We start from the raw sequence: 22586 nt of genomic DNA, 5'->3' as shown, positions 1-22586 counted from the left end.
CGGGCCCCCCTTGGTCGTTCACCTCCACCATCCCTCAACACGGCGGCAAACGTCCGCCGAAGTCATCGCGAGAGAACGTGACTGTGGCCCATCAGACAGCACACGTTCGTCCGCTTGGTCTGTACATGACCACGTGAGGTCGCGAAACTGTCCGCCGACACGCACCCCACCCCCCAAGGAGTCGCTCCCATGGCCATGCGCGCCCGGCAACGTTGTCACGCTGTCCTCACCGGCCTCGTCGCCCTCGCCTCCGCCGCCGTGCTGTCCACCGCGGCGCCCGCGCAGGCCGCCGACACCTGGACGGAGGTGGGCTCGGACCGCGCCGATCCACTCACCGAGAGCCAGGGTCTGACCTCCGTCGAGGTCCCGGCGAACAGCTCCAACCGCTACACGGGCATCGGCACCATCCCGACCTCGGTCAGCAGCCGTGGCTGGAACCATGTGGGTGACCCCGACGCCTCCTACAGCGGTTACTACATCGAGCCGTACCAGGCGGACTCGGGCAGCGCGAAGATGTTCCGGGTGCAGGCGCCGGGCGGGACCTGGTCGGAGTACGTGCACACGCTGGGCGCCGGGGAGGCGCTGAACAACTCCTTCGTCGCCATCACGCCCGGCGGCCAGTGGATGGTCTCCGGCGAGTGGGGCACCATGACCCGACTGCTGGTCCACCCGACACCGGGCGTCAACCCCGCCACGTCACCGTCGGCAAACCTGCCCTGGACGTCCAGCATCCGGCTCGACCACGCCGTACGCGACATCCAGGGCTGTGACTTCCTCGGCGCCACGACCTTGCTGTGCTCCTCCGACGACCCCGCGGGCACCCTCTTCGGCATGACCAAGCCGCTGCTCCAGATCGACCTCTCCGCCGAGCCGGGGACCTCCGACGTGACCGGCCACGTCACGGCACTGCGCCGGCTCCCGCTGCGCAGCTCCTGCTCGGGCGAGTTCGAGACGGAGGGCATCGACTACGACCGCCGTACCGGCACCCTGCGCGTGATCGTCATCTCGCCGGGCTTCTGCGTGCTGACGGACAGCAAGACGTACCGCTTCACACGCGGCTGAGGCGCGGACGGGGCGGTTCCGCCGGTAGTGCTCTGCGGCCCGTGGTGCTTTTCTTGGGGTTGGGGTCCGCTTCCGCGGGCAACCCGTGGTAGCGCGGTGCGGCCACGAGAGGAGCGATCACGATGGACCGTGAACGACTGCACGAGGAGCCCGTCTCCGTCGAGATCAGCGGATGCAGTAAGGAGGACGCCCGGATCGTCTTCGACACGCTGTGCACGTGCTTCGAGTCCGACCGGCGCCCCGAGGAGGTGCCGCAGCAGCTCCATGAGACGCGGCCCATGGTGTGGCTCGGCACGTTCGAGGTCACGGACACGCACGAGTGCCCGCCTCCCGCCCGGCTCTCGGCGTCCGTCGAGGCCGACGCGCAGGGCGGCTACTGGGCCATCGAACGGCTCCGTACGGCGCTGGACTCCCTGTTCACGGTGCACGACTTGTCCTCGGCCTCGGGCGACCAGGAGAGGGAGCTGCACGTGGTGCTGGAGAGCCGCGGCTCATGACGAGTCCAGCCATGAGGGGCTCGGTCATGGCGAGCCCAGCAGGCTGAGCACGGCACGCAGGTAGACGGCGTGGACGGCGGGCAGGTCCTCGAGGCAGGCCCGCTCGTCCACGCCGTGCAGCCCCTCGTGGCGCACTCCGAAACCCGCCGTGGCCGGGATGCCCTCACCCGCCAGCAGATTGCCGATGTTCGACGGACCGGCGGTCTTCGGCCGCACGGCCAGGCCTTCCCGGGTGGCGGCATCCAGCAGCGCGGCGGCGGGCTGCTCGTCCGTCACCAGTCGATAGGGCGGCCAGGCGGCCACCGGGGTGATCGTGGTCGGCCGTGGGGCGGGCACCCGTACGTCCAGCTCGCCCACCGCCGCACGCACCAGCTGCTCGGCGGAGCCGGCATCGAAGGCCGGAGTAGTGCGGATGTCGATGCCCAGCTCGCACAGGTCGGGCACCACCGAGAAGCCCTGACCGCCGTGGCAGGAGGTCACCGTCAGCTTCGGCGGCAAGGGGAACTCCCCTTCCGTGCCCGGGAGTTCGGCTTCCTCCAGGAGCCGTACGAGATGTGCCGCGCGGGAGACGGCACCCGGTGCCGTACGGCGCGAGCCCGAGTGGCCCGAGGCCGCGTGCACGGCGACCGTGGCCCGCCACAGGCCCCGCCCGCCGATCACGACCTCGTCGAGCCCGGGGTAGCCGATCATCACCCCGGACGGGCGGACCGCCTCCGGGTCGGCCAGGTAGGCGCGAGCACCGCCGAAGCCGCCCGTGTGCTCGTCGACGTCGAGCAGCACCGCGAGCCCGCCGTGCAGGGCGCCGGCCCGCCCGTGCAACTCGGCCGCGATGCCGCAGAACATCGCCGCGGCGAGCTTGGAGTCCGCGGCGCCCCTGCCGCGCAGCCAGCCGTCGACCACCTCGCCGGAGTCCGGCGTGAACGACCAGGCGGCCTCGTCGCCGTACGGCGCGGTGTCGACACAGGCGTCCAGCGCCCACCAGCGGCCGGGCCGGTCGCCCGCGATCTCGATCAGCAGGCCGACGGCGCCGCCCGTGTCGCCGTAGAGGCGGCGATACGGCAGCTCACGCCCCGCGAGCCAGTCTTCCAGGACACCGAGTACGGGGCCGTAGTCGTCGATCCCGGCGCGGCTGGGGCAGCGGATGAGCTGCTGGGCGAGGTCGATGATGTCGGCGTGTGTGGTCATGGGGTCACTGTGCCCGAAGCCGGATGTGGGGGCGGGCTGTGGATGTGCGGCGGCCGCGGGTGCGTGGGGGCTGGTCGCGCCCACGCGGCGGTAGCCGCACATTGAACACCGCCCCGCGCCCCTGAAGGTGCGTCCGCCGCACGCCCTCAAGGGGCGCGGGGAACTGCGCGAGCAACCACCCGCGACCCGCAGCCGCCCGGAGGTACGAGTGGCCCGTGTCACCCCAGCCCGGTTGTGCAACTAGTTGCATAAACGGCTCGCGGTCCTCTACAACTACGTCAGGCAAGACACCGCGCACGGAGGGGCCCCATGAGCCGTTACCCGCACCTGCTGAGCCCGCTCGACCTGGGCTTCACCACGCTGCCCAACCGCGTCCTCATGGGCTCCATGCACGTGGGCCTGGAGGAGGCCGAGCGCGGCTTCGAGCGCATGGCCGCCTTCTACGCGGAGCGGGCGCGCGGGGGAGTGGGCCTGATCGTCACCGGCGGCATCGCGCCCAACGACGAGGGCCGCCCGTACGAGGGCGGCGCCAAGCTCACCACCGAGGCCGAGGCCGAGCAGCACCGGGTCATCACCGAGGCCGTGCACCGCGAGGGCGGCCGGATCGCGATGCAGATCCTGCACTTCGGCCGGTACGCCTACCACCAGGACCTCGTCGCCCCGAGCCCGCTCCAGGCGCCGATCAGCCCCTTCCCGCCCCGCGAGCTCACCGACGCCGAGGTCGAGCGGACCATCGACGACTACGCGCGTGCCGCCCGCCTCGCCCGGGAGGCCGGGTACGACGGCGTCGAGATCATGGGCTCCGAGGGCTACCTCATCAACGAGTTCATCGCCACGCAGACCAACCGGCGCACCGACCGCTGGGGCGGCTCGTACGAGAACCGCATGCGCTTCCCGGTCGAGATCGTCCGGCGGGTGCGCGAGGCCGTCGGCGAGGACTTCATCATCGTCTACCGGCTGTCCATGCTGGACCTCGTGCCCGGCGGGTCGACCCTCGACGAGGTGATCACGCTCGCCAAGGCCGTCGAGGCCGCCGGGGCGACGATCATCAACACCGGCATCGGCTGGCACGAGGCGCGCATCCCGACCATCGCCACCTCCGTGCCACGCGGCGCCTACACCTGGGTCACCAAGCGGCTGATGGGCGAGGTGTCGGTCCCGCTCGTCACCACCAACCGCATCAACACGCCCGAACTGGCCGAGGAGTTGCTGGCGGACGGCTGCGCGGACATGGTGTCGATGGCCCGCCCGATGCTCGCCGACCCCGACTTCGTCGCCAAGGCCGCAGCCGGTAAGCCGGAGGCCATCAACACCTGCATCGGCTGCAACCAGGCCTGCCTCGACCACACCTTCAGCGGCAAGATCACGTCCTGCCTGGTCAACCCGCGCGCCTGCCACGAGACCGAGCTGACGCTGTCCCCGACCCGGCGGCGCAAGCGCGTCGCGGTCGTGGGCGCGGGACCCGCCGGAATGGCCTGCGCCGTCAGCGCGGCCGAACGCGGCCATGACGTCACGCTGTTCGACGCCGCGAGCGAGATCGGCGGCCAGCTGAACGTCGCCCGCAAGGTCCCCGGCAAGCAGGAGTTCGACGAGACGCTGCGCTACTTCCGCCACCAGCTCGACTGGCAGAGCGTGGATGTGCGCCTGAACACCTGGGTGTCGGCCGAGGACCTCGCCGCCTACGACGAGGTCGTGGTCGCCACCGGCGTCACCCCGCGCACCCCCGACATCCCCGGCATCGACCACCCGAGCGTCGTGGGCTACCTCGACGTCCTGCGCGACGGCGTCCCCGTCGGCGAGCGCGTCGCCGTCCTCGGCGCGGGCGGCATCGGCTTCGACGTCGCCGAGTTCCTCACCGACGGCGGCGACAAGGCGAGCGAGGACCAGGCGACGTACTTCCGCCAGTGGGGCGTCGACATGGACTACACGGGCCCCGGCGGCCTGGCCGCCCCCGAGCGCCCCGCCCCGCCCCGCACCGTCCACCTGCTCCAGCGCAAGACCACCAAGGTCGGCGCGGGCCTCGGCAAGACCACCGGCTGGATCCACCGCACCGAGCTCAAGCACCGGGGCGTCACCATGGTCCCGGGCGTGCGCTACGACCGTATCGACGACGCCGGACTGCACGTCACCGTCGGCGAGGAGAGCACGGTTCTGGCGGTCGACACCATCGTCCTGTGCACCGGGCAGGAGCCTCGTCGCGACCTGTACGAGGCACTGCTCGCCGCGGGCCGCAGCGTGCACCTCATCGGCGGTGCCGACGTGGCCGCCGAACTGGACGCCAAGCGCGCCATCAAGCAGGGCACGGAGCTGGCAGCGAGCCTCTAGCGACCGTTCCGGCACTGCTCAGGCCCCAAGGGCCGTACCTAGGATGAGCCCATGTCACTCCCGCACGCGATCCTCACCGCCCTGGTCGAAAAGCCGTCCTCGGGGCTGGAGCTGACCCGTCGCTTCGACAAGTCGATCGGGTACTTCTGGTCGGCGACGCATCAGCAGATCTATCGCGAGCTGGGAAAACTGGAGGCCGAGGGCTTCATCCGCACCCTGCCGAGCGCACAGCCGGCCCGCGGGCAGAAGAAGAGCTACGAGGTCCTGCCCGCGGGCCGCGCCGAACTGGCCCGCTGGACCGCCGCGTCCCAGGACCCGAGGCCGCACCGCGACACGCTGCTGTTGCGGATGCGTGCCGCGGCCGTCGTGGGCACCGAGGGCATCGAGGCCGATCTGCGGCGCCATCTCGATCTGCACCGGCGGCAGTTGGCCGAGTACGAGCAGATCGAGAAGCGCGACTTCCCGCCCGGCAAGGACAGTTCCCAGGACCGGCTGCGGCACCTGGTGCTGCGCGCCGGCATCGACCTGGAGACCTTCTGGACGCAGTGGCTCACACGCGCTCTGGACGAGTTCGCGGAACTGCCGCCCCACGAGCCGGCGTGAGCCGAGGGCCCTTCGGAGCCCGCACGGCCTTCGGATCCGGTACGGCGTTCAGAGCCGGTACGGCTTCGAACGGCGGCGCATGACCCAGGCCGCCGTGGCCAGCACACCCGTGCCCACCAGGGCGCCGCCCGCCACGAACGTCAGCGTGCCGTAGTCCTTGCTGCCACCGCCCATGCCGCCCATGACGCCGCGCGACGGCGAGGCGGTGGCGGAGACCCTGGGGGCCGTGACGATGACCGACTGGGTGCCCGCCGTGGAGCCGTTGGAGCACACGACGATGACGGTGTACGTGCCCGGGCTCACGCCCGACCAGGCCGCCGACTGCAGCGCGGCCGTCCCCGACAGGGAGACCTGGCGCCCCTGAGCGAAGTTCGCCTGGCGGCTGTTGAGCAGCGAGGCGGTGCCCCAGCTGCCGTTGACGTTCGTGCAGGCGCTGGTCGTGACGGAGACCGTGGACCCGGTGGTGCTCACGGAGATCCCCGAGACCGCGGCGGCCGGACCGGCGGCCAGGGTGAAGGGAAGAGCGGAGGCGGCTGCCACGGTCAGGCCCGAGCGGAGGAATAGCAATGATTTGCGCATGTGATGCCCTCCGGCGGCACGGTTGGCGGTACGTCCGTTGCGCCGCCGAGGGTCGGGAACGCCCGTGCTGCCTCAGGGGCAGCCAACGCGCCCCGGATCCGTCCCGCATGCGGACCTCCGCCGGACAGGTGACCGGTTGCTGCATCCGGGGGACGCCGGAGGGGGACGTCAGCCCCGCCCGCCGGTCGTCACCGTCCGCTGCGCCGAGAAGCCGCCCCAGGTGCCGTCCGGTAACCTGCCCCGGATCCGCACCCGGTGACCGACTCCGGCCTCCCGGCCCAGGTAGAAGCTGTACGTGGCCCGATCGCGCGGCGCGCTCCCGCCGTACACCAGTGAGGTGGCCGGACGGCCGTCGAGCTCGACCTGGTACTCCGCGACCACGCCGTCCGTGCGCGGCGGAACCCAGCTCAGATCGAGGTAGTACGCCCCGTCCGCGCGACGGGTCGTCGCCCGGAAGTCGGTCGGTGCGGTGCCGCGTCCGTCGTCGGTGCCGGGCGTGGTGACGTGGACCGCTGCCGTGGCGGGCGAGAGGTTGTCGGCCGCGTCCCGGGCCCGGACGGTGAAGGCGTAGCGGGTGCCGGGCCGCAGTCCGGTGACCACGGTCGCCGTCTGGTTTCCGCCCACACCGTGGATCTTTGTGTCGCCCTGATAGATGTCGTAGGACACCACGTCCCGGTCGTCCGTCGCACTGGACCACGACAGCTGAACCGCCCGGCTGCCGACCGCTCGGCCCTCGGCCCGCCCCGGACGAGTCGGGGCGGAGTGGTCGGCGGCCACGTCGGCGGGAGTCGTCGCCCGGACCTCCTTGCTCGGCGGCCCGAGCCGTCCGTCGGTGTCACGGGCTCGCACGGTGAAGGCGTACGCGGTGGACGGTCTGAGCATGGTGACATCCACCATGTGTGCAGAGCCCGGCACTTCCTTGACCTTTGTGGGTCCCCGATACACCTCGTAGCCACGGATGCCGCGGCCCGCGGCGACCGCGTTCCACATGACGTGCACGCTGGTCGCGCTGCCCGCGTCGGCCGTGACACCGGTGGGCGCCGCGGGCAGTCGGCCGCCCTCCTCTTCCGTCCCGCTCCACGCGCAGGACGAGAGCAGGGCGAGCACTGCGCAGAGCACGGGCACGAGGACGGGAACGCGTCGCACGACTCTGCCTCCCGGGGCCAACTGGCGGAAATGGTCCGGACCAATAGGGCTCCACTATCGCGCTGCTGACGCGATCACCTCAAGAGGGCGGTCGTTGGTGAACGGCCAGCGGCGTTACGTATGCTGAAGCCCCTCACGGCTGAACTCCCCATGAGGGAATGGGAGTTCGCGCCACCGGCATGGGCCGCTGTCGTCGCTGATCCCGTGCCGGACGCGGGGCGGCCGAGGGGCCGGGGTCCCGTCCGTGGGCTCAGGCCCCCGGCTCCTGCCGGAAGTTCGGGAACGATCGTCGTGTCGTCGTGTCGTCGGGGTGCACGCCGTAAGGCTCCGCTGGTGGCAGCATGATCGACACAGCATCGGACGGACTGCGTGTCCGTCGGTGTTCCTCGACGAGAGGGTTCCCCATCGTGCGTTTCCACTCGCTGACGCTGGCCGCGGCAGGCGCCGCCCTGCTCGCCCCGACGATGCCGCCCCCGACCCCGCCGCCCGTGCCGGAAGGGTCAACGGCCCACCGTGAGGCCGACGTCAGCGCCGCTGACCTGCTGTCGAGGGTGCGTGAGTGCGCCGCCGTCTCTCAGGGGCGCTACCGCAGCGACAGCGGTGCGCCCGCGACGATCCGGGTCTGCGAGGCGGGGGACGCGGTGTTCTGGAAGGCCGACATGGACATCGACTGCGACGGACAGCGCACCCGCCACTGCAACCGCCGTACCGATCCGTACTTCTCCGCCGCGACGGCCTATCAGCAGTCCGACGGCCGCCACTTGAGCGCCGAACATCTCCCGTACATCGTCGTGCCCGCTCCGAGCCGCCTCTGGAACCCACTTGACCACGGCATCCGCGGCGGCTCGGTCGCCGCGGTCGTGTACCAGGGCCGGGTGCGGTACGCGGTCGTCGGCGACGTCGGCCCGAACGACATGATCGGCGAGGCGTCGTACGCCGCCGCCGAGGCCCTAGGCATCTCGCCCGACCCGCACGGCGGCGGCACGGCCTCCGGGGTCACCTACATCGTCTTCAGGGACACGCAGGTGACGCCCATCGAGGACCACGCGGCCGCCGTGACGGCCGGGGAGAGGTTGGCGAGGGAGTTCGTGCACGGGAAGCGATTCGTGCCGGGCTATTGATGCGCGTACGGCACCTGATTTGTACGACTGGTGATCCGTGTACGGCAACTGTGCGCGCGGCTGCTGATTCGTGCGCGGTAGACGATGGCGTGGACGGCCAGTGTGGGGACGGCCAGTGTGGGGACGGCCAGTGTGGGGACGGCGAGTGAGGGGACGTCAGACCGCCGACCAGCCGTCGTCGACCGGCAGGACCACGCCGTTGATGTTGCTCGCCGCGTCCGAGGCGAGGAACACGATGGCGGCGGCCTGCTCCTCGGGCTGGGCGATCCTGCCGAGGTTGACGAAGTGCGGGCCGAGCGCCGCCGGTCCGTGCGCGTCCTGCGCGGCGTCCACCACGATGCCGGTCTGAGTGCCGCCCGGGGCGATGGCGTTCGCGCGGATTCCCTGCTTGCGGTACATCACCGCAAGGGACTTGGTCAGCCCCACCACGCCGTGCTTGGACGCCGTGTACGCGGCGCCCGCGGCGCTGCCGCGCAGGCCGGCCTCGGACGCGGTGTTGACGATGGCACCTCGGCGCGCCCGGAGCATGTGCGGCAGGACCGCCCGGGTGAGCAGGAAGGGGGCGGTGAGGTTGACCCGTATGACCCGCTCCCACTCGGCGTCGCCGACGTCCGCCAGTGCCGACATGCGGTCCATGATCCCGGCGTTGTTCACCAGGACGTCCACACCGCCGAAGCGCTCGACGGCGGTCTCGACGACCTGGTCGACGACGGCCTGCTCGCTCAGGTCGCCGACCACGGCGACCGCGCCGCCGCCCGCCTGCTCGATCTCCTTGACGATCGCCTGCGCGCCCTCGGCGTTCAGGTCCGCCGCCACGACCCGGGCACCCTCCTTGGCGAAGGCCAGCGCGGCCGCGCGCCCGATGCCCGAACCCGCTCCGGTGACGATGACGCTTCGTCCGTTCAGTCCGCCGGTCATGAGGTACTCCCATCCGTGAGTCCGAGGGCTGCCTGTCGAACACGCCCGGGAGCCCACCCTACGACTTAATGTCTCTCGGTGACATAAAGTCTTCGGGGAGAATTTCGGGAGAGAATTCCGGGAGAGCGAGCAGCGCCGGCCGGAGGAGAACATGACCGCAACCCGTGGACGTACGAGGCGACCTACGGGACGACCGCCCCTCACCGAGGAGCGCAAGGCCGAGATCCGGCTGGAGATCGCGCGGGCGGCGGTGGACCTGTTCGTCACCCAGGGCGTGGCGGCGACCACGGGCGAGCAGATCGGAGCGGCGGTCGGTGTCTCCGCACGCACCGTGTGGCGCTACTTCCCGAGCAAGGAGAGCTGCGTACGGCCGCTGTTCTCGGCCGGTATCGACCTGATCGCCGACTGCCTGCGGCGGTGGCGCCCCGGGCAGCCCCTCGATGAACTCCTCGACGAGGAACTCGCGGTCGAGGACCGCCTGCTCGCCGGACCCGACCGCGCCACCGTGGGGGCCCTGGTGCGGCTCACCCGCACCGAGCCCGGCCTGCGCGCGATCTGGCTCCAGACGTACGACGAGGCCGAACCGGCGTTCGCCCGCGCCCTCGCCGAACGCGCGGGCCTGTCCGCCGAGGATCTGCGCCCGAGGATCCAGGCGGCGACGCTCAACGCGGCACTGCGCGCGGCGGTCGAACACTACGCCTGGCACACCGCCGACATTCGCCCCGACCGGGCGACTGCACAGACCGAACTGGCGGCGACGCTGCGGTCGGCGCTGGGGGTTGCGGCGGAGGGGGTCGCGTAAGGGGCGGCGGGCTCGTGGGCGTGGGGCCCCGCGGCGCGCGAACCGTAGCCCGTAGCACGGGACACGGCCGAGGGGCCCGTGGTGCGGCGGCTGCCGTAGCTCGTCCTCACACCTTCCGATAGGTGTACGCCTCCGCGGCCGCCGCCTCCACCGCCGCGAGGTCGGCGCCCGTGGCCGCCGTGACGACCGCGGCCACCGTGCCCTCGACGAATGGTGCGTCCACCAGACGTGTGTTGTCCGGGAGTTCGTCGCCCTCGGCGAGCAGGGCCTTGACGGTGAGGACCGCGCTGCCCAGGTCGGTGAGGACCGCGACTCCGGCGCCGCGGTCCACGGCTGCCGCCGCCGCGGCGATCAGCTCGGCGCTGGTGCCGAGGCCGCCCGCCTCGGTGCCGCCCGCCGCGGCCACCGGCACCGCCGTTCCGCCGCCCGCGAGTCCCAGCGCCAGCTCGGCCACCGACGCGGCCACCTGCGCGCTGTGCGAGACCAGCACGATGCCGACGAGCCGCTCGCTCTTGTCGTCACCCGCCTTCTCGGCGCCCACCTTCTCGTCACTCACCGTTCGCCTCCACCAGCCCCGCGATCAGCAGCGCCGAGGACGTGGCCCCGGGATCCTGGTGTCCGATGCTGCGCTCCCCGAGATAACTCGCCCGTCCCTTGCGGGCCTGCAACGGCGTCGTGGCCAGGGCGCCCTCCTCGGCGGCCGCCCGTGCCGCGGTGAAGCCGTCGCCGAGCGCGTCCACGGCCGGCACCAGCGCATCGATCATGGTCTTGTCGCCCGGCGCCGCCCCGCCGAGCGCCATGACCGCGTCCACCCCGGCCCGCAGCGCCTGCGCGAACTGATCCTCGCTCACCTCGCCGGCCTCCCCGAGGGCTTTGCCGGTCCGGCGCAGCAGGGTCCCGTAGAGCGGTCCCGACGCCCCGCCCACGGTCGAGATGAGCTGCCGCCCGGCGAGCATCAGGACCGCACCGGGTGTCTGCGGGGACTCCTTCTCCACCGCCGCCGTGACGGCGTTGAACCCACGCTGCAGATTGCTGCCGTGGTCGGCGTCCCCGATGGGCGAGTCGAGGGCGGTGAGCCGCTCCGCCTCACGGTCGACGGCAGCGGCGGTCGCCGTCATCCAACGGCGGAAGAAATCGGCGTCGAGCACTGGATCTCCTTGCGTGACGGGTGCGTTGCGAGCGTCCGGCTCCGGATCACATACCCCACCGCAGCCCCGGCGTCTTCACCGGCGCGTTCCACAGCCGCAGCAGCTCCTCGTCCACCTGGCACAGGGTGACGGAGGCGCCGGCCATGTCGAGCGAGGTGACGTAGTTCCCGACGAGGGTGTGGGCGACGTTGACACCGCGCTCGGCGAGCACCCGCTGGACCTCGGCGTTGAAGCCGTACAGCTCCAACAGCGGTGTCCCGCCCATGCCGTTGACCAGGACGAGGACCGGGTTGCGCGGGGGCATGTCCTCCAGGATGGCGCCCACGGCGAAGTCGGCGATCTCACCCGACGTCATCATCGCCCGCCGCTCCCGGCCCGGCTCGCCGTGGATGCCGATGCCCAACTCCAGCTCGCCGGGCGGCAGATCGAAGGTGGGGCTGCCCTTGGCGGGGGTGGTGCAGGCGCTGAGGGCGACGCCGAAGCTGCGGGAGTTCTCGTTGACCTGCCGCCCGATCGCCTCCACCCGCTCCAGCGGCTGCCCCTCGTCCGCCGCGGCACCGGCGATCTTCTCCACGAACAGTGTCGCGCCCGTGCCGCGCCGGCCGGCCGTGTAGAGGCTGTCGGTGACCGCCACGTCGTCGTTGACGAGCACCTTCGCGACCTGGATGCCCTCGTCCTCGGCCAGTTCCGCGGCCATGTCGAAGTTGAGGACGTCACCCGTGTAGTTCTTCACGATGAACAGCACACCCGCACCGCTGTCCACGGCGGCCGCGGCACGCACCATCTGGTCGGGCACCGGCGAGGTGAACACCTCACCCGGACAGGCCGCCGACAGCATCCCCGGCCCCACGAATCCACCGTGCAGCGGCTCGTGCCCCGACCCGCCACCGGAGACGAGGGCGACCTTCCCCTCGACGGGTGCGTCCCGCCGTACGATGACGCGCTTCTCCACATCGACGACCAACTCGGGATGGGCGGCCGCCATACCGCGCAGCGCGTCCGTGACGACGCTCTCCGCGACGTTGATCAGCATCTTCATGGGTACCTCCTGGTGAAGCCGGCAGATGGGGTGGTGAAGCCGGCAGATGGGGGTGAGGCGGCGTTTTAGCAGGTCAGAAGGGATTCGGTCAGGAGTTGATCTTGGCGGTCGGTGGAAAGGCTACTGTCGGCAGTATCGACCTTGCGGCAGTGAAGGTCACGTGCGCGGGTGTTCCTGGGCGTGCCCGGCGCTCGAGCAGCCGAAGGAGTCGCCGCGCCTCCGGGGGCGGGAGCGGAAGCTGTCAAGACGTACGAGGCGACCGTGCGCGCGCCGGGCACGGCGGCGGCTTCAGGGAGCAGGCCGGGGATCGATCCACAATGACTCGGAGACGGCGCACAGTTCGCCCTCGGCCGTGGCGAGCGCCACGCCCATCATGTGCTTGCGGCCGGATTCCGACAGCAGCCACGCGTACGAGATGTACGGCTCACCCGCGGCGACCGGCCGAAGAATGGTGCCCGTGAGGCTGGCGGTGACCGCGCCCGGCTGCTGGGTGCCCAGGAAGCGGCCCGCCCAGTGCCCCGGGCAGTCCAGGGCGCCCCAGACCAGTGGGGGCGGGAGCAGGCCGTCCGGGTCGGCGAAAGCGCGGGACGGGATCCAGGCGGAGGCCACCAGGCCGAGGTCCGGCACGGGGGTGCCGTGCACCCGCAGACCGCGGTCAGCGGCGCGCAGGCCGCAGCCGAAGCAGTCGACCACACCCGACGGCGGCGCCGCCCGGAACCTCTCGGCCGCGGCGGCCGCCTCGTCCCAGGAGGGCGCGGCCGGCGCGTCGAGCAGCAACTCGGCGGGACGCGCCGTGGCAAGGGGCCGCTCGGCGGCGCCCAACTCCACGCCTCCGCCCGCCGTTTCGGCGATCCGCACGGGCGTCTCGACCGGCACCGGCCCTCGGAAGTCCACCCGTACCGCCTGCGCCCCGGACCTCTCCGCCAACACGCCGGCGACGTAGCCGCCGAAGGCCACCTGGGGGTAGCCGGCGTACAGCTCTGGCACCACGATCGCGTCACTGGTCGTCATGATCCCCACTTCACCACACCCCGAGGGCAACGCTCCTGCCGACGGTGAGGTGACGTGCAAGGGCTGCCCGTGCTGCTCGTCCCGTCCGACCTGCTCGCCCATGGCGCCTCCGCATGTTCGTCCGGCGTGCGTGCCGTGCCGCGGGGTTGCCGTGATGCTGCGCGAAGTCTTGACACCTTCTGTTCGACTGCGTAGATATGACACCGCAGTCATGACAGCGCAGTCATACAGGGCGACGGCTCCTCGCGACTGGCCCTGACTCGCTAGGATCTGAGCCGCCGGACATCGGGAGACAGCAATGACGCGAGTGGGAGGACAGGGCGCAAGCCCTGCTGCGCCGCGTGCCGTGGACGTGGCCCGGCGGGCCGGCGTCTCCCAGAAGACGGTCTCCCGGGTCTTCAACGGTGAGCGCTACGTCTCCGACGACGTGCGCCGGCGGGTCCTCGAAGCCGCCGAGGAGCTCGGCTACCGGATGAACAGCGCGGCCCGGGCACTGGCCTCCGGCCGCACCCGCACCATCGGCGTGGTCACGCTGGGGACCGCCCTGTACGGGCCGGCCTCGCTGCTCATCGGCATCGAACGGGCCGCCCGGGACGCGGGATATGCGCTCCGGGTGTACAACACGCTGGAGGGCGACCCGGGAGGCGTCGCCGGGGCCGTGGAGTCGCTGCTCGAGCAGGGCGTGGACGGCATCGTCGTATCCGAACCGATCGACGAAGGAGACGAGGGATCGGTCGCGCTCGGCGTCGACGTGCCGGTTCTCGTCTTCGGTGCGCCCGCGCCCTTCGGCGGTCCCCGGGCCGTGACCGCGGGGGTCGGTGCCGAGTCGCTGGCGCGGGCGGCCACCGAACACCTCTTGGACCTCGGGCATGTGACGGTTCATCATCTCGCCGGACCGCAGCGGTGGTTCGCCGCCCGTGATCGCCTCGCGGGCTGGCGGGCGGCGCTGTCGGCGCGCGGCAGGCAGCAGCCGCCCGTCCTCGAGGGCGACTGGTCGGCCGCCTCGGGCTACGCCGCGGGCCGCGAACTCGCCTCCGCCGGTGACGTCACCGCGGTGTTCGCCGCCAACGACGACATGGCCATCGGGGTGATCCGCGCTCTGACGGAAGCCGGCCTGCGGGTGCCGGACGATGTGAGTGTCGTCGGCTTCGACGACATCCCCGTCTCCGCCTATGTCACTCCTCCGCTGACCACGATGCGCCAGCCGTTCGACGCCGTGGCGCACGACGGGCTCCGGCTCCTGGTGCAGGCCATCGAGAAACCGGACGCGGAGCCGGCGCCGGCCAACGATCCGCCGATCGAACTGGTCGTCCGTGCCTCGACCGCGCCCCCGGCGGGCCGGAAGGCACCGGCACGCGGGCGGCGCTCGCCCTCCCGCTCGAACGACTCGGCACACGCACCGCCGGGCGGGGAGAACGGACCGCCCGCCGCCGACTGAGCAGCCCCCGCCCGAGCAGCACCCACCCCCCTCCTGAGCAACACCCCCGGGCCCGAGCGGCATCCGCTCACGGTCGGGCGGTGAGCCTGCCCACGGCGGAGCGGCGAGCCCCCTGCGGTCGCCCACCGCCCCGCAAAACCCTTCCACGACCGTGGACTTCCGCTGTCAGGCACGCGACGCGCGTGCCGGCCGCAGCCCGCGCGACGCACACCCGAACATGGCGACCCCGATGCCCCGGTAGCGACGTCCGCGCCTCGCTCCTCCTTACGCCTCTCCATCTCTCCACCTCTCCCTTCCCACCCTGCGACGCGCCCTCGCCAGGCGTGCCGTCCCTATGCCCATCGGCGGGAGTCCACCATGCCCCGATCCTTCGTTCCCACGTCCTCCATGAGCCGGCGGCGGTTCCTCGCCGCGACCGGAGCGCTGTCCCTCGGTGCCGCGCTCGCCGCGTGCAGCGGCGACAGCGAGTCCGGCGGCTCCTCAGCCGCCACCGAACCGGTCAGCCAGGCCGACATCGACAAGGCGATGAAGACCCCGACCCAGCTGACGTTCTGGACCTGGGTCCCGGATATCCAGCAGGAGGTCGCGCTCTTCGAGCAGAAGTACCCGGCGATCAAGGTCAAGGTCGTCAACGCCGGTCAGGGCGTCGAGCACTACACCAAGCTGCGCACCGCCCTCAAGGCCGGCACGGGCGCACCCGACCTGGCGCAGATCGAGTACCAGGCGGTCCCCACCTTCACGATCACGGACAGCCTGCTGAACCTGGGCCCGTACGGCGCCACGGCGCTGAAGGACCAGTTCGTCGACTGGACGTGGGGACAGGTCAGCGGGCCCGGCGGCGAGGTCTGGGCGATCCCGCAGGACACCGGCCCGATGGGCATGCTGTACCGCAAGGACATCTTCGACAAGCACGGCATCCAAGTGCCGAAGACCTGGGACGAGTTCGCTGCGGCGGCCCGCAAGCTCCACAAGGCCGACCCGGATGTCTACCTCACCAACCTCGCGGCGAACGAGCACGCCGCCTGGCACGGTCTGCTGTGGCAGGCGGGCGCGAAGCCGTACGCCACCTCCGGCAAGAGCGACCTCTCCATCAGCGTCGACGACGCGGTCTCCAAGAAGCTCGCCGAGTACTGGGGCGGGCTCGCGAAGGAAGGCGTCATCAGTACCGACCCGGACTTCACCGACGGGTGGTACGCCGGGTTCAACAAGGGCAAGTACGCCACCTGGCTCACCGCGGCCTGGGGTCCGGCGTTCCTGTCGGGTTCGGCCAAGTCCACCTCGGGCAAGTGGCGGGCGGCGCCGCTGCCGCAGTGGGACGCGGCCAAGCCGGTCTCGGGCAACTGGGGCGGCTCCACGACCGCGGTCATCCGCGCCACGAAGAACCCGATCGCGGCGGCCCGGTTCGCCCAGTTCCTCAACAGCGACCCGGCGAGCGCCAAGATGTTCGCCACCGAGCAGTTCTTCTTCCCGGCGACCAAGTCCCTGCTCGCGGACCCGAGTTTCACCGGCGACGCACCCGCCTTCTACGGCGGCCAGAAGGTCAACCAGATCTTCGCCGACATCAGCGACACCGTCCCGACCTCGTTCCAGTGGCCGCCGTTCCTGGACCAGGCGGCGAAGGACTGGACCGAGACCGTCGGCAAGTCCCTCGCCGACCAGGCCGACACCGTCGCCGCCCTCGGCACCTGGCAGTCGCGGCTGACGGCGTACGCCAAGAACCAGGGCTTCACGGTCAAGGGGGCCTGACATGGCAGCCACCACCGCGGCATACGCCAGGAAGCCGCGCCGAGCCGGGCCGTCGCGGCGCCGGTTCGGCGGTCCGGGCCCCCTGTTCGTGGCCCCGTTCCTGATCCTCTTCCTCCTGCTGTTCCTCGCCCCGCTCGGCTACGCCGCCTACCTCAGCCTCTTCCAGCAACGCCTCATCGGCGGCACGGTCTTCGTCGGCCTCGACAACTACGTCACCGCCCTCAAGGACCCGCTCCTCCTGCACGGCGTCGGCCGCGTGGCCCTGTTCTTCCTGATCCAGGTCCCGCTGATGCTGCTGCTGGCCCTGGTGTTCGCCCTCGCCCTCGACAGCGGCCTGCTGCGGCTGGCCCGCGTGATCCGGCTGGGCATCTTCGTGCCGTACGCCGTCCCGAGCGTGGTCGCCGCGCTCATGTGGGGCTATCTGTACGGCCCCGACTTCGGCCCGTTCGCCCAGCTGAGCCGGAAGCTGGACATGGCGGCCCCGCACTTCCTCAGCGAGGGCTGGATGCCGGTCAGCCTGGCGAACATCGTGACCTGGGAGTTCGTCGGCTACAACATGATCATCCTGTACGCGGCCCTGCGCACCATCCCGCAGGACCTGTACGAGGCCGCCGCGATGGACGGCGCGGGCGCCTGGCGGATCGCCTGGTCGATCAAGCTGCCCGCGCTGCGGCCGGCGCTCCTGCTGACCCTGCTCTTCTCGGTGATCGGCAGCTTCCAACTGTTCAACGAGCCGAACCTGCTGATGAAGATCGCCCCGGACGTCATCAGCAGCTCCTACACCGCCAACCTCTACTCCTACTCCCTCGCCTTCACCGGAAACCAGCTCAACTACGCGGCCACGGTCTCCTTCCTCCTCGGACTGGTCATCGTCATCGCCTCCTACGTCGTACTGCTCACCGCGAACCGCAGGAGGGCCGCATGACGACCACCTTGCAGCCGCCGACGACCGCAGCGGCCTCCACCGCCCCCGCGCGGCACCGGCCCGCGGCCCGCCGTCGCAGCACTCCACTGACCATCGTCATGCTGGCGGCGCTGGCCTACTTCCTCCTCCCGCTGTTCTGGCTGCTGGTCGCCTCGACCAAGGGCACCCAGGACCTGATCAACAGCTTCGGCCTGTGGTTCTCCGACGCCCCGCAGCTCCTGGCGAACATCAAGGCCACCTTCACCCAGGACGACGGCGTCTTCGTCGACTGGCTGCTCAACACCGCCGTGTACGCCGTCGTCAGCGCGGTCGGCGCCGCGCTGCTGGCGGCCGCCGCCGGGTACGGGTTCGCCAAGTTCCGCTTCCGCGGTGACCGCGCCGCCTTCAATCTGGTCCTCGGCGCCATCATGGTCCCCGCCACCGCGCTGGCGATTCCGACCTATCTGCTGTTCGCCAAGGTCGGCCTGGTCAACACCCCCTGGGCGATCATCCTGCCCTCGCTCGTCAACCCCTTCGGCCTCTACCTCATGCGCATCTACGCGGCCGACGCCGTCCCCGACAGCCTCCTGGAGGCCGCCCGCATCGACGGGGCCGGGGAGGCACGGATCTTCTTCCGGATCGCGCTCAGGCTGCTCGCTCCCGGACTGGTCACCGTCCTGCTGTTCACGCTCGTGGCGACGTGGAACAACTACTTCCTGCCGCTGATCATGCTCAACGACCCGCAGCTGTACCCCATCACGGTCGGCCTCTCCTCCTGGGCCGCGCAGGCGCAGAACGGGGGAGGCGGCGCCAGCAGCGACATGCTGCCGCTCGTCGTGACCGGCTCCCTGCTCTCCATCGTGCCGCTCGTCATCGCCTTCCTCCTGCTCCAGCGCTACTGGCAGAGCGGCCTGGCCACCGGCGGCGTCAAGCAGTAACTCCCCCTCACTTTCCGGAGGTTCCCTCATGGCGGATCTACCCGCCCGCGTCCTGTTCGGCGCCGCGTACTACCACGAGTACACCCCCGAATACGACCCCGAACTGCGGCCCGACGAACGGCTCAAGACCGACCTCGACCTGATGGCCGAGGCGAACTTCACCGTGATCCGCGTGGGCGAGTCGGTCTGGTCGACCTGGGAGCCTACGAACGGACGCTTCGACCTCGACTGGCTCCAGCCGGTGCTCGACGGCGCCCACGAGCGCGGCATCTCCGTCATCCTCGGCACGCCGACGTACGCCGTACCGCCGTGGCTGGCCCGCCAGTACCCGGAGATCACCGGCGAGTACGCCACCGGCCGGCGCCTCGGCTGGGGCGCCCGCCAGGAGGTCGACTTCACGCACCCCGCCTTCCGCTTCCACGCCGAGCGGGTCATCCGCAAGATCGTCGCCCGGTACGCCGACCATCCGGCGGTCATCGGCTGGCAAGTGGACAACGAACCCGGCCTGCACCTCTTCCACAACCAGGGCGTCTTCCAGCGCTTCGTGGACCACCTGCGCGACAAGTACGGGGACGTCGAGACCCTCAACCGCGAATGGGGCCTGGTGTACTGGTCCCACCGACTCTCCGACTGGGCCGACCTGTGGACGCCGGACGGCAACGCCCAGCCCCAGTACGACGTCGCCTGGCGGGAGTTCCAGGCCCGCCAGGTCACCGAGTTCATCGGCTGGCAGGCGGACATCGTCCGCGAGTACGCCCGCCCCGAGCACTTCGTCACGACCTGCATCTCCTACACCCGCCAGGGCGTCGCGGACGACGAGCTGTCCGCCCGGCTCGACATCGCCTCCGGCAACCCGTACTACGACATGCAGGACGGCCTCCTGCTCCCGGACCCCACCCCCGACGACCACGAGCAGATCTGGAAGACCACCGGCGTCTGGTCGATGTACCAGACCGCCGACTGGATGTTCTCCTCCCGTCAGGAACCCTTCCTGGTCACCGAGACCAACGCGAACTCCATCGGCTTCGCCTGGGACAACCGCCCCGGCTACGACGGCCAGTGGCGGCAGGCCGCCTGGGCGCACGTGGCGCGCGGCGCGCGGATGATCGAGTACTGGCAGTGGCAGACCCTGCGCTTCGGCGCCGAGACCTACTGGGGCGGCGTCCTGCCGCACAGCGGACAGCCAGGCCGCACCTACGCCGAACTCGCCCGCCTGGGCGCCGAGTTCGACAAGGCCGGCCCGCTCGTCGCGGGGCTCGAGCCGGACGCCGACATCACGGTGGTCTACTCGACGCCCAGTAAGTGGCTGATGCAGAAGCACCCCCCGCTTGCGACCGCCGACGGCGAGCCCGATCCCGCCGCCTACCACCGCATCCTCGATCCCTTCTACCGCGGCGCGTTCGAAGCGGGGCGCCAGGTGCGGATCGTGCACGCCCACCAATTGCACGATCCGAGCGGCACACGGGAGGGCATGGCGCCGGGGGAGGCCGCACGCCGTCACCCGGTGCTGGTCGTACCGGCGTTGTACCTCGCCGCCGACGCGACCCTCGACTGGCTCACCGCCTACGCCGACGCGGGCGGGCACCTGGTCCTCGGCCCACGCACCGGATACGCCGACCATGAGGCAAGGGCCCGCCTCGAACCGCAACCCGGACGCCTCGCCGAGGCCGCGGGCGTCACGTACGACGAGTTCAGCAACCTCGCGAGCGACCTCCCCGTCCACTCCGTGCCCGGCGGCCCGCTCCAACTGCCGCAGGACGCGACGGCAACCCGCTGGGCCGACGGCCTGACCGTCACCGACGCCGAAGTCCTCGCCGCGTACGACCACCCGCACTTCGGCCGCTGGCCCGCGATCACCACCCGCCGGCACGGTGCGGGCCGCGTCACCCACGTCGGCACGATCCCCGGCCGCTCCCTCGCCCGCGCACTGGCGCAATGGCTCACGCCCTCCGCGATCAGCGGCTGGCGCGACCTGCCGGAGACCGTCACCGCGACGACCGGAACGTCCCCCGAGGGACGCCGGATCCATGTGGTCCACAACTGGAGCTGGGAGCCGACCCGCGTGACGGCCCCGGTGGAGCTGCACGACCTCCTGTGCGGCAGCCGTATCCCCGCGGGCACGGCGGTGGAGCTTCAGGCGTGGGACGTACGGGTGTTCGTCACCGCGGACGGAACCACAGACGGACCAGCGGTTTAGGACGAAGGTCGCCGGCACGGCATAACCGTGGCCATCCCCAAAGGAGAGGCAATGCACAGAAGAACGCTCAGAAGGGCGCTGGGCACCGTCGTCGCGGCATCCGCGATGGTGGCGATACCCATGAGCAGCGCGCAGGCGTACAACCCGACCGGCGGCACCCTGTACCAGCTCGGGAACGAGCCGTGCCTGAAAGGGCGGGGCAACTGCGCGGTCTACCCGAAGTCGGCTCAGCTGCCGAGCGGGCGTCTGGTCGCGTCGTTCGAGAAGTCCACGGTCGTCGCGGAGACGGCAAGCGCGGACAAGCAGACGCTCCCGGTGTACAAGAGCGACGACCACGGGACGACGTGGCAGCCGCTGTCCGAGGTCAAGGCCCCGGCGTACCTCTCCAGCGACCCCCAGTACGCGAAGTACACGAGCAACTGGACCAACCCGTACCTCTATGTCCTTCCGCAGGACGTCGGGAACCTGAAGCAGGGCACCCTGCTTCTCGCCAGTGTCGTGTCGGGCGACGACTACTACTACAAGGAGCACAAGGCCGCCGACCCCAACTGGACGCCGTCCAACGACGGGGACCGCAGGGACATGGCGATCGCCCTCTACTCCAGCACGGACGACGGCGCCACGTGGAAGGTCGTCAACGTCGTCGCCACCGGCGGCTGGCAGGGCGGCAGTGCGGGTGCGACCGGCCAGAACATCGCCGCCGCGAACACGAACAAGCAGGTGGACCCCCTCTGGGAGCCCTACCTGATGGTCTACAAGGGTCGACTCGTCTGCTACTACTCCGACGAGAACGACTACATCGGATTCAACGCGACCACCGGCGTCCCCACCCTGGACCCGGCCAACGACACCGCCACGGACTCCAAGGGCCAGATCCTCGTCCACAAGACCTGGGACGGCCGCAGCGCGGCGTGGAGCGCCCCCGTCGTCGACATCGCCGGGCTGACCGAGGACATGGGCGGCGGCAAGACGGAGATCGGCGGCGGACGGCCGGGCATGACGAACGTCGTCCGGACGACGGACGGCAAGTGGCTGCTGACCTTCGAGTACTGGGCCGGCGGAGCCAATACCCGATACGTGCTGGCCGATGACCCGTTGAAGTTCTACCTCGGCTCCGCCACGGGCACGGGCGTCACCTCACTGCCGCTCGACGCCGGTTCCCGCGCCCTCGCGACGGGCGGCAGCCCGGTGATCATCAGGCTCCCTGGTGGTCGCCTGGTCTACAACGCCTCCGGCAGCGGCAACGTCTGGGTCAACGACAGCGGACGCAGCGACGGCGCCTGGAAGGAGTACCAGACGACCTCGCAGGCCGGCTACAGCCGCAATCTTCAGTACGTCGAGGGCACCGGCCGCGTCTCCATACTCAACAACCAGGGCACGTCGACACTCCGCTTCGCCGAGGTCGACCTCGGCCACTCCGACGGCGCCTACTACCAACTCGTCAACCGCAGGACCGACCAGGTGATCGGCACCGGAAACAAGACCAACGATGCGAACATCGGCAACGGAGATGTTCCCGACGTCCGCCTGGAGGCGCCCGGTTCGGTGGCGAACGGGGACACCCAGTACTGGCACGTGCTCACCGAACCGAACGGTGGCGTGAGCCTGCTGAACAAGTCGGGCGGCCGCGCGGCGGCCATCTGGACCGGGAACGCGACGGTCGGCCAACGGATCGGCCAGTGGGTCGACAACAGCGCCACGGGCAGCTGGAACCTCATCAAGACCGCCGACGGGTTCTACAAGTTGCAGTCGGTCAAGAACACGAGCCTGTACCTGACCGGTGCGACCGCCGGCGCGCCCCTGACCCTGCAGAACGCGGTCAGTGACGGTTCACAGGACTGGGAGCTCGTCCAGTAGGTTCCGCCACCCCGGAACCGGACGCGGTGGACGGCTGGAGACGAGAGGTCTCCAGCCGTGCTTGCCGGTC

General features: G+C 71.0%; 20 protein-coding genes. 12 read left to right on the top strand and 8 right to left on the bottom strand.

Translation table 11 applies throughout. The features are described from left to right. Positions 1 to 189: 189 nt before the first annotated feature. Together EHO50_RS11310 and EHO50_RS11305 are read left to right on the top strand one after the other, a co-directional pair. Positions 190 to 1062 (top strand): hypothetical protein, encoded by an 873-nt coding sequence (locus EHO50_RS11310; RefSeq protein ID WP_128429759.1) that lies wholly within the window; start codon positions 190 to 192, stop codon positions 1060 to 1062. 122 nt (positions 1063 to 1184) lie between these two features. Beyond that, positions 1185 to 1559 (top strand): hypothetical protein, encoded by a 375-nt coding sequence (locus EHO50_RS11305; RefSeq protein ID WP_128429758.1) that lies wholly within the window; start codon positions 1185 to 1187, stop codon positions 1557 to 1559. Positions 1560 to 1583: 24 nt separating this feature from the next. Here EHO50_RS11305 and EHO50_RS11300 read toward each other — a convergent pair whose 3' ends face one another. Beyond that, positions 1584 to 2744, bottom strand: a complete 1161-nt coding sequence (locus tag EHO50_RS11300; RefSeq protein WP_128429757.1) for a M20 family metallopeptidase — start codon at positions 2742 to 2744, stop codon at positions 1584 to 1586. Positions 2745 to 3053: 309 nt separating this feature from the next. Between EHO50_RS11300 and EHO50_RS11295 the strand changes: the two genes are divergently transcribed. Both EHO50_RS11295 and EHO50_RS11290 read left to right on the top strand, forming a co-directional pair. Next, positions 3054 to 5069: an NADPH-dependent 2,4-dienoyl-CoA reductase gene (locus EHO50_RS11295; protein ID WP_128429756.1), complete on the top strand. Its 2016-nt coding sequence runs from the start codon at positions 3054 to 3056 to the stop codon at positions 5067 to 5069. Between the two features lie 51 nt (positions 5070 to 5120). Next, positions 5121 to 5672 (top strand): PadR family transcriptional regulator, encoded by a 552-nt coding sequence (locus tag EHO50_RS11290; RefSeq protein WP_128429755.1) that lies wholly within the window; start codon positions 5121 to 5123, stop codon positions 5670 to 5672. A gap of 48 nt (positions 5673 to 5720) precedes the next feature. Here the strand turns inward: EHO50_RS11290 and EHO50_RS11285 are convergent, their stop codons facing one another. Next, positions 5721 to 6251 carry a hypothetical protein gene (locus EHO50_RS11285; RefSeq protein ID WP_128429754.1) on the bottom strand — a complete coding sequence of 177 codons (531 nt, stop codon included), beginning with the start codon at positions 6249 to 6251 and terminating at the stop codon, positions 5721 to 5723. 168 nt (positions 6252 to 6419) lie between these two features. Next, positions 6420 to 7397, bottom strand: coding sequence for a fibronectin type III domain-containing protein (locus EHO50_RS11280; RefSeq protein WP_128429753.1), 978 nt, complete (start codon positions 7395 to 7397; stop codon positions 6420 to 6422). Between the two features lie 407 nt (positions 7398 to 7804). Between EHO50_RS11280 and EHO50_RS11275 the strand changes: the two genes are divergently transcribed. After that, positions 7805 to 8518: a glycoside hydrolase family 75 protein gene (locus tag EHO50_RS11275; protein ID WP_128429752.1), complete on the top strand. Its 714-nt coding sequence runs from the start codon at positions 7805 to 7807 to the stop codon at positions 8516 to 8518. A gap of 156 nt (positions 8519 to 8674) precedes the next feature. Here EHO50_RS11275 and EHO50_RS11270 read toward each other — a convergent pair whose 3' ends face one another. After that, on the bottom strand, positions 8675 to 9436 hold the full coding sequence (locus EHO50_RS11270) for an SDR family NAD(P)-dependent oxidoreductase (RefSeq protein WP_128429751.1): 762 nt from the start codon (positions 9434 to 9436) through the stop codon (positions 8675 to 8677). A gap of 151 nt (positions 9437 to 9587) precedes the next feature. On the opposite strand from EHO50_RS11270, the gene EHO50_RS11265 reads away from it, so the two are divergent. Continuing rightward, positions 9588 to 10238 (top strand): TetR/AcrR family transcriptional regulator, encoded by a 651-nt coding sequence (locus EHO50_RS11265; protein WP_128429750.1) that lies wholly within the window; start codon positions 9588 to 9590, stop codon positions 10236 to 10238. A 106-nt stretch (positions 10239 to 10344) separates the two neighbouring features. Here the strand turns inward: EHO50_RS11265 and EHO50_RS11260 are convergent, their stop codons facing one another. The 4 genes from EHO50_RS11260 to EHO50_RS11245 form a co-directional block, all read right to left on the bottom strand. Further along, the gene (locus EHO50_RS11260) at positions 10345 to 10794 is read right to left on the bottom strand and encodes a PTS-dependent dihydroxyacetone kinase phosphotransferase subunit DhaM (RefSeq protein WP_246101110.1); all 450 of its coding nucleotides are present in this window, start codon (positions 10792 to 10794) and stop codon (positions 10345 to 10347) included. Beyond that, positions 10787 to 11386: a dihydroxyacetone kinase subunit DhaL gene (gene dhaL, locus EHO50_RS11255; RefSeq protein WP_128429749.1), complete on the bottom strand. Its 600-nt coding sequence runs from the start codon at positions 11384 to 11386 to the stop codon at positions 10787 to 10789. Before dhaL ends, EHO50_RS11260 begins: the two co-directional genes overlap by 8 nt. A gap of 46 nt (positions 11387 to 11432) precedes the next feature. Further along, complete coding sequence (gene dhaK, locus EHO50_RS11250) at positions 11433 to 12425, bottom strand: dihydroxyacetone kinase subunit DhaK (protein ID WP_128429748.1); 993 nt, start codon at positions 12423 to 12425, stop codon at positions 11433 to 11435. Positions 12426 to 12713: 288 nt separating this feature from the next. Further along, positions 12714 to 13436, bottom strand: a complete 723-nt coding sequence (locus EHO50_RS11245) for a hotdog fold domain-containing protein (RefSeq protein WP_128429747.1) — start codon at positions 13434 to 13436, stop codon at positions 12714 to 12716. A 298-nt stretch (positions 13437 to 13734) separates the two neighbouring features. Between EHO50_RS11245 and EHO50_RS11240 the strand changes: the two genes are divergently transcribed. The 6 genes from EHO50_RS11240 (at position 13735) to EHO50_RS11215 (ending at position 22516) form a co-directional block, all read left to right on the top strand. Continuing rightward, entirely contained in the window at positions 13735 to 14874 is a 1140-nt protein-coding gene (locus EHO50_RS11240; RefSeq protein WP_128429746.1) for a LacI family DNA-binding transcriptional regulator, read from the top strand. A 357-nt stretch (positions 14875 to 15231) separates the two neighbouring features. After that, positions 15232 to 16620 carry an ABC transporter substrate-binding protein gene (locus tag EHO50_RS11235; protein ID WP_128429745.1) on the top strand — a complete coding sequence of 463 codons (1389 nt, stop codon included), beginning with the start codon at positions 15232 to 15234 and terminating at the stop codon, positions 16618 to 16620. Between the two features lies 1 nt (position 16621). Beyond that, entirely contained in the window at positions 16622 to 17545 is a 924-nt protein-coding gene (locus EHO50_RS11230) for a carbohydrate ABC transporter permease (protein ID WP_128429744.1), read from the top strand. Next, positions 17542 to 18462, top strand: a complete 921-nt coding sequence (locus EHO50_RS11225) for a carbohydrate ABC transporter permease (protein ID WP_128429743.1) — start codon at positions 17542 to 17544, stop codon at positions 18460 to 18462. The genes EHO50_RS11230 and EHO50_RS11225 overlap by 4 nt, the downstream gene beginning before the upstream one ends. Before the next feature lie 28 nt (positions 18463 to 18490). Then, a complete protein-coding gene (locus tag EHO50_RS11220) occupies positions 18491 to 20659 on the top strand; it encodes a beta-galactosidase (RefSeq protein WP_128429742.1) in 2169 nt (722 codons plus the stop codon). 51 nt (positions 20660 to 20710) lie between these two features. Further along, a complete protein-coding gene (locus EHO50_RS11215) occupies positions 20711 to 22516 on the top strand; it encodes an RICIN domain-containing protein (protein ID WP_128429741.1) in 1806 nt (601 codons plus the stop codon). Positions 22517 to 22586: the final 70 nt, after the last annotated feature.

The sequence above is a fragment of the Streptomyces cyaneus genome (assembly GCF_004028635.1).
Lineage (GTDB): Bacteria > Actinomycetota > Actinomycetes > Streptomycetales > Streptomycetaceae > Streptomyces > Streptomyces cyaneus.
This window is presented reverse-complemented; position numbering and strand designations above follow the sequence as displayed.

Excerpts from the sequence above, each read along its gene's own strand:
- EHO50_RS11270 (WP_128429751.1), bottom strand. The coding sequence starts at position 9,436 with ATGACCGGCGGACTGAACGGACGAAGCGTCATCGTCACCGGAGCGGGT.
- EHO50_RS11220 (WP_128429742.1), top strand. The coding sequence starts at position 18,491 with ATGGCGGATCTACCCGCCCGCGTCCTGTTCGGCGCCGCGTACTACCAC.
- EHO50_RS11310 (WP_128429759.1), top strand. The coding sequence starts at position 190 with ATGGCCATGCGCGCCCGGCAACGTTGTCACGCTGTCCTCACCGGCCTC.
- EHO50_RS11305 (WP_128429758.1), top strand. The coding sequence starts at position 1,185 with ATGGACCGTGAACGACTGCACGAGGAGCCCGTCTCCGTCGAGATCAGC.
- EHO50_RS11300 (WP_128429757.1), bottom strand. The coding sequence starts at position 2,744 with ATGACCACACACGCCGACATCATCGACCTCGCCCAGCAGCTCATCCGC.
- EHO50_RS11285 (WP_128429754.1), bottom strand. The coding sequence starts at position 6,251 with ATGCGCAAATCATTGCTATTCCTCCGCTCGGGCCTGACCGTGGCAGCC.
- EHO50_RS11290 (WP_128429755.1), top strand. The coding sequence starts at position 5,121 with ATGTCACTCCCGCACGCGATCCTCACCGCCCTGGTCGAAAAGCCGTCC.
- EHO50_RS11265 (WP_128429750.1), top strand. The coding sequence starts at position 9,588 with ATGACCGCAACCCGTGGACGTACGAGGCGACCTACGGGACGACCGCCC.
- EHO50_RS11215 (WP_128429741.1), top strand. The coding sequence starts at position 20,711 with ATGCACAGAAGAACGCTCAGAAGGGCGCTGGGCACCGTCGTCGCGGCA.
- EHO50_RS11240 (WP_128429746.1), top strand. The coding sequence starts at position 13,735 with ATGACGCGAGTGGGAGGACAGGGCGCAAGCCCTGCTGCGCCGCGTGCC.
- EHO50_RS11235 (WP_128429745.1), top strand. The coding sequence starts at position 15,232 with ATGCCCCGATCCTTCGTTCCCACGTCCTCCATGAGCCGGCGGCGGTTC.
- EHO50_RS11295 (WP_128429756.1), top strand. The coding sequence starts at position 3,054 with ATGAGCCGTTACCCGCACCTGCTGAGCCCGCTCGACCTGGGCTTCACC.
- EHO50_RS11230 (WP_128429744.1), top strand. The coding sequence starts at position 16,622 with ATGGCAGCCACCACCGCGGCATACGCCAGGAAGCCGCGCCGAGCCGGG.
- EHO50_RS11245 (WP_128429747.1), bottom strand. The coding sequence starts at position 13,436 with ATGACGACCAGTGACGCGATCGTGGTGCCAGAGCTGTACGCCGGCTAC.
- dhaK (WP_128429748.1), bottom strand. The coding sequence starts at position 12,425 with ATGAAGATGCTGATCAACGTCGCGGAGAGCGTCGTCACGGACGCGCTG.
- EHO50_RS11225 (WP_128429743.1), top strand. The coding sequence starts at position 17,542 with ATGACGACCACCTTGCAGCCGCCGACGACCGCAGCGGCCTCCACCGCC.